The organism is Streptomyces sp. NPDC048142 (assembly GCF_043202835.1).
In the GTDB taxonomy this organism is placed as follows: Bacteria; Actinomycetota; Actinomycetes; order Streptomycetales; family Streptomycetaceae; genus Streptomyces.
Genome location: NZ_JBIDBC010000022.1, coordinates 132423 through 143889 on the forward strand (window position 1 = coordinate 132423; position 11467 = coordinate 143889).

The 11467-nt window shown below is 71.4% G+C and carries 12 protein-coding genes and 1 pseudogene; 8 read left to right on the plus strand and 5 right to left on the minus strand.

The window, feature by feature from the left end:
* Positions 1-23 precede the first annotated feature (23 nt).
* From ACGF2Y_RS25330 to ACGF2Y_RS25360, 7 genes and pseudogenes are all read left to right on the plus strand, one after another.
* Positions 24-1119, plus strand: a pseudogene (locus ACGF2Y_RS25330) (Rieske 2Fe-2S domain-containing protein).
* A gap of 370 nt (positions 1120-1489) precedes the next feature.
* Entirely contained in the window at positions 1490-2251 is a 762-nt protein-coding gene (locus ACGF2Y_RS25335; RefSeq protein WP_392951640.1) for a DeoR/GlpR family DNA-binding transcription regulator, read from the plus strand.
* 187 nt (positions 2252-2438) lie between these two features.
* Positions 2439-3824, plus strand: coding sequence for an ABC transporter substrate-binding protein (locus tag ACGF2Y_RS25340; protein ID WP_392951643.1), 1386 nt, complete (start codon positions 2439-2441; stop codon positions 3822-3824).
* Positions 3821-4783, plus strand: a complete 963-nt coding sequence (locus ACGF2Y_RS25345) for a carbohydrate ABC transporter permease (RefSeq protein ID WP_392951646.1) — start codon at positions 3821-3823, stop codon at positions 4781-4783. Before ACGF2Y_RS25340 ends, ACGF2Y_RS25345 begins: the two co-directional genes overlap by 4 nt.
* A complete protein-coding gene (locus ACGF2Y_RS25350; RefSeq protein WP_392951648.1) occupies positions 4780-5688 on the plus strand; it encodes a carbohydrate ABC transporter permease in 909 nt (302 codons plus the stop codon). The genes ACGF2Y_RS25345 and ACGF2Y_RS25350 overlap by 4 nt, the downstream gene beginning before the upstream one ends.
* A complete protein-coding gene (locus ACGF2Y_RS25355; RefSeq protein ID WP_392951651.1) occupies positions 5685-6674 on the plus strand; it encodes a zinc-dependent alcohol dehydrogenase family protein in 990 nt (329 codons plus the stop codon). The genes ACGF2Y_RS25350 and ACGF2Y_RS25355 overlap by 4 nt, the downstream gene beginning before the upstream one ends.
* A gap of 57 nt (positions 6675-6731) precedes the next feature.
* A complete protein-coding gene (locus tag ACGF2Y_RS25360; RefSeq protein WP_392951668.1) occupies positions 6732-6782 on the plus strand; it encodes a hypothetical protein in 51 nt (16 codons plus the stop codon).
* A gap of 252 nt (positions 6783-7034) precedes the next feature.
* Here ACGF2Y_RS25360 and ACGF2Y_RS25365 read toward each other — a convergent pair whose 3' ends face one another.
* The 5 genes from ACGF2Y_RS25365 to ACGF2Y_RS25385 all read right to left on the minus strand — a co-directional run bounded on the left by ACGF2Y_RS25365 (position 7035) and on the right by ACGF2Y_RS25385 (position 10092).
* Positions 7035-7112: a 50S ribosomal protein bL37 gene (locus tag ACGF2Y_RS25365; protein ID WP_370454205.1), complete on the minus strand. Its 78-nt coding sequence runs from the start codon at positions 7110-7112 to the stop codon at positions 7035-7037.
* A gap of 206 nt (positions 7113-7318) precedes the next feature.
* A complete protein-coding gene (locus tag ACGF2Y_RS25370; RefSeq protein ID WP_392951654.1) occupies positions 7319-7705 on the minus strand; it encodes a VOC family protein in 387 nt (128 codons plus the stop codon).
* Between the two features lie 48 nt (positions 7706-7753).
* Positions 7754-8182 (minus strand): DUF4190 domain-containing protein, encoded by a 429-nt coding sequence (locus tag ACGF2Y_RS25375; RefSeq protein ID WP_392951657.1) that lies wholly within the window; start codon positions 8180-8182, stop codon positions 7754-7756.
* An 86-nt stretch (positions 8183-8268) separates the two neighbouring features.
* Entirely contained in the window at positions 8269-8826 is a 558-nt protein-coding gene (locus ACGF2Y_RS25380) for an FABP family protein (RefSeq protein WP_392951659.1), read from the minus strand.
* A gap of 372 nt (positions 8827-9198) precedes the next feature.
* Entirely contained in the window at positions 9199-10092 is an 894-nt protein-coding gene (locus tag ACGF2Y_RS25385; protein WP_392951662.1) for a siderophore-interacting protein, read from the minus strand.
* Positions 10093-10243: 151 nt separating this feature from the next.
* Here ACGF2Y_RS25385 and ACGF2Y_RS25390 point away from each other — a divergent pair, with 151 nt between their 5' ends.
* Positions 10244-11272: a S66 peptidase family protein gene (locus ACGF2Y_RS25390; RefSeq protein WP_392951664.1), complete on the plus strand. Its 1029-nt coding sequence runs from the start codon at positions 10244-10246 to the stop codon at positions 11270-11272.
* Positions 11273-11467 lie beyond the last annotated feature (195 nt).

The window sequence follows — 11467 nt, forward strand, 5'->3', positions numbered from 1 at the left end:
CGACCGATCGTGGAGGGGGAGTCGTGGGAGTGTCACGCGAGTACGGGCGAGCCATCAGTGAGGGCCCGACGCCGGCCGACGCGGCAGGGGCGCCTGCCCTGCCCTACCCGAGCGGCTGGGCCGCGCTGGCCTTCTCGCACGAGCTGCGGCCGGGCACCGTGCTCACCCCGGCCGCTCGCGGGGCGCGACGTCGTCCTGTATCGCACCGGCACGGGAGCGCTCCGCGCCGTCCGTCCGTACTGCCCGCATCTGGGCGCCCATCTCGGTCTGGCGAAGGTCGAGGGGGAGGATCTCACGTGCCCCTTCCACTTCTTCTCGTTCGGCCCCGACGGTAGGTGTGTGCGCACGGGATACGGCACGCCGCCGCCCCGGTCACCGCTGACGCGGTTACCCGTCCACGAGGTGAACGGGGGTGTCTTCGTCTGGCGGCACCACGACGGCCGGGATCCGGACTGGTCCGTCCCGCAGTGGCACGAGATCGGGCACAGGCCTCCGCGTACGGCCGCCTGGGAGTTGGCCGGCAACGTCCAGGAGGTCATCGAGAACTCTGTCGACCTCGGTCACTTCGCCACCCTGCACGGCTGGACGAAGGCCGAGATCGACGGGCCCGTGGCGTACGACGACGCGACGTTCCATCTGTCCATGCGCGCCCATGAGTCGGCGCCGCTTGTGGGTGACTTCACCGTCGATGTGCGCGTGGACGGCTATGGCCTCGGCTGCCTGCACGCCGATGTGCACACCCCGCGCTTCGGGCTGCGGATGTGCACGATGGTGATGCCGACGGCCATCGGGCCCCACCGGATGCAGTTCCGGCAGCTGAACCGCATCGCCTTCGACGATCCGGGCCGGCTGCCGCCCCGGCTGGCCCGGATCGTCAGCCGTACCGCGGCCCGGCTTCTGGATCGCCCTGTCTTCCGGTCGAGTTGCGAGTTCACCGCCGCCGATTTCCCGATCTGGCATCACAAGCAGTACCAGCAGCCGCCCCGGCTGGCTTCCGGTGACGGGCCGATCGGCCCGTTCCGGCGCTGGGCCAAGCGGTTCTATCCGCAGACGCCCGGCAGGGGCGCGGTGCCCCTGCCCCACCGCAGCGAGGGCGAGGACCGCACCGTGCTCTCCTGACCCGCCCCGAGCCGCCCCTGCCCCGCCCCCACCCATGCCTCGCCCCACGCGCCCGAGCCGCGGCCCTCCTGTACCCCGCGCCCCGGCCGTCCCGTGCCGCCCTTCCGGCATCACGGAGGCCGGGGCTCGCACTTCGGGCACCATTCGGGCGGTGATCGCGGGAAAGCGGGCTGCCCGCGCGACCGGTTCAGCGGCCTTCCTGCGCGTGACCAGCGGCGTCACATCCGGGAAACGGGCACGAACGGGTCGAGGGGATCCGGTGAAGCCGCTGGTCGTTGCCCTGGGACTGCTTGTACAAACGACACATGAGCCCGAACGGACAAGCGGGCTCCGCCCGCAACGGGCCCAGCAGCAACCAGGGAAGTGTGCCGTGGACACCGAGGAACGCCGTCGGGGAATACTGGAGACGGCCCGGCGGGAGGGGTCGGTCGGGGTGAACGCCCTCGCGGACCTGTTCAAGGTCGCCAAGGAGACCGTCCGCCGCGATCTGCATGTGCTGGAGGAGCACGGACTCGTCCGCCGGACCCACGGCGGCGCCTACCCGGTGGAGTCGGCCGGTTTCGAGACCACGCTCGCCGTCCGCACCACCCGTAACGTTCCGCAGAAGTCGCGGATAGCGACCGCCGCAGCCGATCTGCTCGGTGACGCCGAGACGGTCTTCGTGGACGAGGGCTTCACCCCGCAGCTCATCGCCGAGGCGCTTCCCCAGGACCGGCCGCTGACCGTGGTCACCGCTTCCCTGGCCGTCGCCACCTCCCTCGCCGGGGCGGAGAAGACCTCGGTGCTGCTGCTGGGCGGCCGGGTGCGCGGCTCGACGATGGCGACCGTCGACCACTGGGCCTCCCGGATGCTCGCGGACTTCGTCATCGACCTCGCGTATCTCGGGGCCAACGGCATCTCCCGCGCGTACGGCCTCACCACCCCGGACCCCGCCGTCGCCGAGGTGAAGACGCAGGCGCTGCGCAGCTCGCGACGCAGGATCTTCGCCGGGGTCCACAGCAAGTTCGGGGCGGTGAGCTTCTGCCGGTTCGCCCGGGTCGGCGACTTCGAAGCGATCGTCACCGATGCCGGGCTCCCCTCGGCCGAGGCCCAGCGCTACTCCCTCCTGGGCCCCCAGGTCATCCGCGTCTGACCGGCCCACCGCCCGTAGCACCGTACGCACCGCCGCCGACAGCACCGTCCGCACCCGCCCCGCACCCACCGTCACCCGCAAGGCTCCCGCACCCGCGCACCCGCTCCATCCTCACCGTCGGGGCCTGGCTTGTCATGCCCCGACGGCGACCCGGTCACCGAGCCGCTACGACTGATCAGGAGCCCCCATGCCTCACCTGCCTCATCCGGACCGGCCAGGGCGCCGCCGCCGACCACGCGTACGCGGTCGGGCCCGCGCCGTGACCGCCGCCCTGGCCCTGCTCGCCACCGGCTGCGCCGGAGCGGGCGGCACCTACTTCGGGGGCGGCGACGCGCTGAACGTACTGATGGTGAACAACCCACAGATGATCGACCTGCAGAAGCTGACCGCGCGGCACTTCACGAAGGAGACCGGCATCAAGGTCCACTTCACGGTGCTGCCCGAGAACGACGTGCGCGACAAGATCAGCCAGGACTTCTCCAACCAGGCCGGCCAGTACGACATCGCCACCATCAGCAACTTCGAGCTGCCGTTCTTCGCGAAGAACGGCTGGCTGCACCCCCTGGACGACTACGCGGAGGCCGACACCGCCTTCGACCAGGACGACATCCTGCAACCGCTGCGGGACTCGCTGACCGCCGAGGACGGCAGGCTCTACGCCCAGCCCTTCTACGGCGAGTCGTCCTTCCTGATGTACCGCGAGGACGTCTTCGAGGAGCAGGGCCTCACGATGCCCGAGAAGCCGACCTGGGAGCAGGTGGCGAAGCTCGCCGAGCGGACGGACGGGGCGGAGCCCGGGATGAAGGGCATCTGCCTGCGCGGACTGCCCGGCTGGGGCGAGGTCATCGCCCCGCTGACCACGGTCGTCAACACGATGGGCGGCACCTGGTTCACCGAGAACTGGGAACCGCGGCTGACCGCACCGGAGTTCAGGAAGGCCACGAAGTTCTACGTCGATCTCGTGCGGAAGCACGGAGAGCTCGGCGCCCCGCAGTCCGGGTACGCCGAATGCCTGAACAACATGACCCAGGGCAAGACCGCCATGTGGTACGACGCCACGGCGGGCGCCGGGTCCCTGGAGGCGAAGGGCTCCCCGGTGAAGGGGAAGATCGGGTACGTCCCCGCCCCCGTCGAGCGGACCAAGAGCTCCGGCTGGCTCTACACCTGGGCCTGGGGTCTGCAGAAGGCATCCACGAAGTCCGACGACGCCTGGAAGTTCGTGTCCTGGGCGTCGGGCAAGGAGTACGAGGAGCTCGTCGGCGCCACCCGCGGCTGGTCCAACGTGCCCGCCGGCAAACGGGCTTCCACCTACGCCAACCCCGACTACCGCGCGGAGGCGGGCGCGTTCGCCGATGTCACCGAGCGGGCCATCTCCGAGGCCGATCCGAAGAATCCGGGCACCCAGCCCCGCCCGACGGCGGGCATCCAGTTCGTCGGCATACCGGAGTTCACCGATCTGGGCACCCGGGTGGCGCGGGAGATCAGTGCCGCCATCGCGGGCCGCCAGTCGGTGGACGCCGCGCTCGCCGCCTCCCAGAAGCTGGCCGAGAAGGTCGCGGAGGAGTACCGATGACCGTCACCGCGACCGGAGTGACCACGCCCCGGCCGGCTCCGGCGAAGAAGCCGGGCGGCAGCAATCGGCGGCGTGCCTGGGCGACCCGCGCACCCTTGCTGCCGGCGCTGGTCTTCCTGATCGCCGTCACCCAACTGCCCTTCGTGGCGACCCTGGTGATCTCCCTCTTCGACTGGAACTCCCTCAAGCCGGAGAAGCGCCACTTCACCGGTCTCTCCAACTACGCGTCGGTCTTCACCGACGAGGCGTTGCGCGAGTCCGTCGTGACGACCGTCGTCCTCACCGCGTCCGTCGTGATCGTCAGCGTCGTGCTGGGGCTCGTCTTCGCCCTGCTCCTGGACCGCGCCTTCTTCGGCCGGGGCTTCGTGCGCACCCTGCTGATCACCCCGTTCCTGCTGGTGCCGGTCTCCGCCGCGCTGCTGTGGAAACACGCGCTCTACAACCCCGAGTACGGGCTGTTCAACGGGGTGCTCACCTGGTTCGGCGAGCTGTTCGGCATCGAGTCCGTCGCGCAGCCGGAGTGGACGTCCGAGATGCCGCTGATCGCCATCGAGGCGTCGCTCGTGTGGCAGTGGACGCCGTTCATGATGCTGATCCTGCTGGCCGGGCTGCAGAGCCGGCCGGCCGAGATCATGGAGGCCGCGCGGCTGGACGGGGCCGGGCCCTGGCAGACGTTCCGCCATCTGACCCTGCCGCATCTGCGCCGCTACCTCGAACTCGGCATCCTGCTCGGGTCGGTGTACATCGTGCAGAACTTCGACGCGGTGTTCACGATCACCTCCGGCGGTCTCGGCACCGCCAACCTCCCGTACACCGTCTACGAGACCTTCTACCGGGCCCATGAGTACGGGCTGGCGTCCGCCGCGGGCGTGGTCGTGGTGATCGGCACGATCGTCATCGCCACCTTCGCGCTCCGGGTGGTCTCCTCCCTCTTCCGTGAGGAGGCGAGCCGCGCATGAGCGCCTCGACCACGACATCCACCTCCGCGTACCCATCCACCGCCGCGTACCCATCCGCATCCGTCAACGCCTCCACGCGCAAGGGCCGACGGCGTTCGGCCGCGCTGGGCGTGACCGCCTGGGTCGTGGGGATCGGTTTCTGTCTGCCCGCCCTGTGGATGGTGCTGACGTCCTTCCACGCGGAGGCCGACGCGGCGACCAACCCGCCGTCGCTCGCCGCCGCGCTGACGCTGGACGGCTACCGCACCTTCTTCGGCGGCGGAGGCGGCCCGACGCCGTGGCCGCCGCTGGTCAACTCGCTGGCGGCCTCGTTCTTCTCGACCGTGCTGGTGCTGCTGCTCGCGCTTCCGGCGGCGTACGCGCTGTCCATCCGGCGGGTGCGCAAGTGGACGGACGTGATGTTCTTCTTCCTGTCCACCAAGATGCTGCCGGTGGTCGCCGGGCTGCTGCCGGTGTACCTGTTCGCGAAGAACGCGGGGCTGCTGGACAACATCTGGCTGCTGGTCCTGCTCCACACCTCGATGAACCTGCCGATCGCGGTGTGGATGATGCAGTCCTTCCTCGCGGACGTCCCCGTCTCCATCATCGAGGCGGCGCAGGTCGACGGGGCCCGGCTGCCGACGGTGCTGCGCCGGGTCGTCGCCCCGGTCGCCGGTCCCGGTATCGCCGCGACCGCCCTGATCTGCTTCATCTTCAGCTGGAACGAGCTGTTGTTCGCGCGGGTGCTGACCGGTGTGGTCGCCGGGACCGCCCCCGTCCATCTGACCACCTTCGTCACCAGCCAGGGCCTCTTCCTCGCCCAGCTGTGCGCGGCGTCGGTGGTCGTGTCCCTGCCGGTGCTCGTCGCCGGCTACGCCGCCCAGGACAAACTCGTCCAGGGCCTCTCCCTGGGAGCAGTCAAATGAGGGCAGCCATCGTCGAAGCCCCCGGCAAGGTCTCCGTGACCACCGTCCCGGACCCCACGCCCGGCCCTCGCGAGGTGGTCGTGAAGGTGGCGTCGTGCGGGCTGTGCGGCACCGATCTCCACATCCTCCAGGGCGAGTTCGCACCGACCCTGCCGATCGTCCCGGGTCATGAGTTCGCCGGGGAGATCGTCGGCCTCGGTGCGGACGTCACCGAACTGTCCGTCGGCGACCAGGTGGCCGTGGACCCCTCGCTGCACTGCCACGCATGCCGTTACTGCCGTTCGGGGCGGGGCAACCTCTGCGACAACTGGGCGGCGATCGGTGTCACCGCGCCCGGGGGCGCGGCCGAGTTCGCGGTGGCGCCCGTCGCCAACTGCGTACGCCTGCCGGAGCACATCGAGGTCCGGGACGCGGCGCTGATCGAGCCGCTGTCCTGCGCGGTACGCGGGTACGACGTGCTCAAGGGCAACCTCGGAGCCCAGGTGCTGATCTACGGGTCCGGGACCATGGGGCTGATGATGCTGGAGCTGGCCAAGCGCACCGGCGCCGCGTCGGTGGACATGCTGGATGTCAACGCCCGGCGGCTGTCCACCGCGACGGCCCTGGGCTGCACGGGCGCGGCCGCCCGTGCCGAGGAGCTGGACCGGCCGGGCGGCTGGGACGTCGTCATCGACGCGACGGGCAACGCCGGGGCGATCCAGGACGGCCTGGGGAGGGTCGCCAAGGGCGGTACGTTCCTCCAGTTCGGGGTCTCCGACTACGCCACGACCGCGGTGATCGAGCCGTACAGGATCTACAACCAGGAGATCACCATCACCGGTTCGATGGCCGTGCTCCACAGTTACGAACGGGCCGCCGCGCTCTTCGCGAGCGGGGTGCTGGACGCGTCGGTGTTCATCAGCGACCGGCTGCCGCTGGAGCAGTATCCGCAGGCGATCGAGCGCTTCCGGGCGGGGATCGGCCGCAAGATCGTGGTGGAGCCGTGACGGGCACGTCCCCTTCGGGCCCCGGCGGTGTCCGTCCCGGCCGTGCCGGTACGGGTGGTGGACACGGTCGGCGCGGGGGACGCGTTCATGGCGGGGATGCCGGCCTGACTCGGGGCGGAGGCCGGCTGGGATCCGGCGCTGTCCGCCCGGCGGGCGAAGGAGATGCTGGAGTACGTGGTCGGGACGGCCGCTTCGGTCTGCGCCGGGGCGGGAACGGAACCCACGGCCCCGCCCGGGGTGTGAACCCGTCGTCCATCGGGCATCACCATCGGGACCCGAGTTCCACACGGCCCTCCCCCGGCCCACGGAAACCGCCCGGCCCCACCAGGCTCCTGCGCCCGGTGGGGCCGCGGCGTCGTCTCAGCTCTGTGGACGCTTGCCGTGGTTCGCGCCGTTCTTGCGGCGGGCCTTCTTCTTACGACGTCGCTTCGAGGACATCGAACCCTCCTTCTCTCTGCGGTGTGCTTCCGTTGCGGGCGGTCACCGGGCGGTGCGGCCCGGAGATCACCGGGCCGCCTGCCCAGGGACACCGTGGCAAACACCCGGTGCGCATGCAACCGCGGTGCGCCGCCGGGCGGGTGTGGACAGGTGTGCGGAGGTCGCAGGGCACCGGTTGACGTCGTCGGTGGCGCTGGGTCAGCCGCTCAGGGCCGGTAGCGCAGCGGATGGTCGTCCGGCACCTCGACGACGGCGATCCGCACGCCGTCGGGGTCGGCGATCCACATCTCGACCAGTCCCCAGGGCTCGCGCCGCGGCGGCCGCAGGACGCTCACGCCCTTCGCCCGCAGTTCGGCGTGGGCGGCCTCGGCGTCCTCCACCTGGAGCCAGATCCGTACGGCCGACGAGGGCGGCTCCCCGCCCCGGCCGGAGACCTCCAGGAACCCGCCGCCGAGGAAGTAGACCGTGCCGCGCTCGGGGCCCGTACCGAACTCCCGGTAGACGGCGAGGCCCAGGGCCTCGCCGTAGAAGACGCGGGAACGCTCGGGATCGGTGGGGTGCAGCAGGATCCTGCTGCCCAGTACGTGCACCATGAGCCGAGCGTACGCCTTCCGCCCCGCGGAACGGCTTCCCCGGGGTCGTCAGTTGGTCAGCTCGTCGACGAAGTCGTCCATGCACCGGTCCTCGGCCGTCTGACCGCTCGACTGGTTCAGGCAGTCCTCAAGGTCCTTGAACTCCTGGGAGTCGAACACGGAGACGACCACCACGAGGACGACCACGGATCCGATGAGCCCGAGCGCCCCGAACGCGGCGCCGACTATCGCCATCACCCGGCGCGGCGCGCGGCCCTGGCGGGTGCGGAGCGCTGCGATGATGCCGAAGACGATGGCGAGCAGGCCGAGGAGCAGCCCGCCCACCACGGTCCAGAAGGACAGGCAGGCGATGAGGCCGAGTACGAGTGCGGCGACCGCGAAGCCGTTCGTCGGCGCGGGCGCCTGGCTGCCGTAGGGGCCGTGATCGGCTGCGGGCTGTCCCGGGTACGAGGAATCCGGGTACGAGGGAAGGGACATCGGGAAGGTACTCCTGTTCTCCTGGCTACCCGTGCACCTGCCCCGCGGGCCGGTCTCCATGCTCCGCCTTGGTCACACTCCGGCAACTAAACGCGCTGGCCAGGGGCTTCTCGGTGGAGCTTCGCCGAGAGGTGGTGCTGCAGCGGGCGGCCGATCGCGGCGAGATCGTGGACGAAGGCGAGCGTATCCTGATCCGTCAGGGTGTAGCGGCGGCGGGTGGCGTCGACCTGCTTGGCGGTGGGGGCGAGGGACACCTGTTCGGTGGCGAGGTCGACGGCGCCGTCGCGGGCGTGGCCGACCGAGATCTCCGCGATGCCGGTGGGCTGGGTGATCAGGGCCTCCACCCGCCCGTCCGGCTGCAGGCGCCACCATCCGCTCTCCCGGGCGGACGGCCGCAGGGGGTGCCCGTCGGCGTCGAGGAGCCAGGCCCGTGCCTCGTACGCGAGGAAGGGCCGCCCGTCGTGGCTGAAAGTGACCTCCTGCACATACGTGAAATCCGCCTCCAGCGTCGGATACGCGCCGCGGCCCGTGCCCCGCCAGGTGCCGAGGTACCCGGTCACCGGTGCGAGCAGCGGATGCGGCGCGGGGGCCGCGTCGGGGCGGAGGGCGTCGGGGAAGGGGAGTTCGCGAACGGGTTCGGGCATGGGGGTGCGCTCCTGGGTCGGGGCCGGTGCAGGTTCGCAGCCTAGGTGCTGCCCGGTGAACACGGCGGCGGCCCCGCACAGAGTGTGCGGGGCCGCCGGCAGGGGAGCAGCTGTGGGCGATCGGAGCGTTGCCGTCGAGGCGGCTGGTGCGGGGATGGCCGGGGGTGGCGGGCGGGGCGGTCATGTCGGCGCCCCCGCCCGTCCGGAGAGGCCGAGGGGGTCTCGCGCAAGATCCGCGGCGCGCGCGGCCCCGGCGGGCCTGTTCGGGCCTGTCGGGCCTGTCGGGCCTGTCGGGCCTGTCGGGCCTGTCGGGCCTGTCGGGCCTGTCGGGCCTGTCGGGCCTGTCGGCCAAGGAGGACGGTCCGGGTCCGGTCAGAGCCCGAGATCGCTCAGCCGGGCCTCGTAGCGGATGGTGAGGTCCTCGGAGTCGCCGGCCGGATTGTCCCAGAGGGCCTCCAGCTCGGAGCGTACGGCGTCGGGCAGCGCCTCGTACCGCTCGGACCAGGTGTCGGAGTTGGGTATCCAGTAGCCGACGACCTTGAAGCGCTCCGCCGGGAGCCCCAGCTCGCGCCGGAGGTAACGGCGTACCGCACGCAGGGCGTTGGTCTCCCCCGCGACCCAGACGTACCCGCCCGCGAGATCCGTGCCGGGCGGGACGGCGGCGGCCACCAGGTCGGCCAGCCGGCTCGGACCGTGGCCGTTTCCGCCGTAGGTCCAGGTCACCTTGGAGTCGGGCAGCTCCCGCAGGGGCAGCACGGCCGAGGGGCCGGGCGCCTCCAGAACCACCCGGGTCCTGACCTGGTCCGGCGTGTTCTCCAGCAGGCGGGCGGCGGCGGGCAGACCGGTCTGGTCGGCGACCAGCACCTGCCAGGTGAGATCGGCCGGGGGGCTGTAGAGCCCGGTGGGGTCGTTGACGCCCACGACGTCCCCGGGCCGCGCCTCGGCGGCCCAGCCGGACGCCACCCCGCCCTCGTGGAGCACGAAGTCGATGTCGACCTCGCACGCCTCCGGGCGCACCGCGCGGACCGTGTACGTGCGCATCGGCGCGACGGGCCGCCCCTCGGGGGTCTCCCACCCGCCCTGCTCGGTCGTCCGGGGCAGGGAGACGTCGGTGCGGTCCGGGCCGTGCGGCAGGAAGATCCGCACGTACTCGTCCCCGACGCCGGTGGACCCGAAGTCCGCCAGGCCTTCTCCGTGGAGGGTGACGCGGGTCATGGTCGCGGTGAGCGGCCGCACTCGGACGACGACGGTTCGGTGGATCGTCATGGACACTGCCCCTTCGTACGCGTGGTCGGCCTGAGCGCCTCGCCCGCCGGGACGAGAGAACCGAATTGACTTAGGCCAGCCTAACCTTCTTCGAGTGTCGGTTCGAGACCGCACCGGCCGGAGCTCCGGGCGCTGTGCCAGAATCCGGCGCATGCCACTTCGCTACCCACGCCCTCTTCAGCCCGGTGACCGCGTCGGGATCACCTCCCCGTCCAGCGGCGTGCCCGAGGAACTGCGCGAGCGGCTCGCCGTGGCGGTGCGCGATGTGCGGGCGCGGGGGTACGAGGTCGTGACCGGCCGGTGCATGGACGGCTCCGGGCACATCAGCGCGTCCGCGGCCGACCGGGCGGCCGAGTTGACGGCGATGCTGACGGACCCCGGCATCAGGGCCGTGGTGCCGCCGTGGGGCGGGGAGAGCGCCATCGACCTGCTGCCGCTGCTCGACTGGGACCGGCTGCGTACGGCCGAGCCCACCTGGCTGGTGGGCTACTCGGACCTGTCCACCGTCATGACACCGCTGACCCTCCTCACCGGGACGGCGACCGTGCACGGGAACAACCTCATGGACACCCCCTACCGGGCGCCGGAGGGGCTGGCGTCCTGGCTGGACATCGTCGCCGCGCCGCCGGGCCACCGGTTCACCCAGATTCCGCCGGAGCGGCACCGGGCCACGGGCCGGGACGACTACGCCGAGCACCCGGACGTCCACACCTTCACGCTGGACACCCCGGGCCGGTGGACCCGACTGGACGGCGGCGGCGACGTGGACGTCGAGGGGCGGCTCGTCGGGGGCTGTATCGAGATGCTGGTCAACCTCGCCGGCACGCCGTACCTCGACGCGTCCGCCTTCGCCCGGACGCACGCCCCGGAGGGTCTTCTCGTGTACGTGGAGGCCAGCGGCGACGACGCGTTCGCCATCTGCCGCAATCTGCACGGGATGCGGCTGGCCGGATTCTTCGACGCGGCCAACGCCGTACTCGTCGGCCGGACTTCAGCCCCGGACATGGCCTCGCTCACCCAGCGTCAGGCCGTGCTGGACGCGCTCGGACCGCTGAACGTGCCGATCGTCGCCGACGTCGAGTGCGGCCATGTGCCGCCGTTCCTGCCGCTGGTCAACGGGGCGCGCGCCCGGGTCGTACACACGTCGACGCGCAGTGAGCTGACCCAGACGCTGGACTGAGCACCGTGGCGTCCGCAACGGCCCCGAGAGCCTCGGACACAGCTCGCGCACCAGCAAGTGGCTGCCGGGGCGGCGCTCGACAGGCAGCTGACGACAGGTCCTAGGGCCTGTATCGAGTCGTGATCAATCTGCGGGATTCGCCCTCGCTTCGGGGGTGGATCGTGTAGTCCGGTGTGCATGACGCGGAGACAGTTG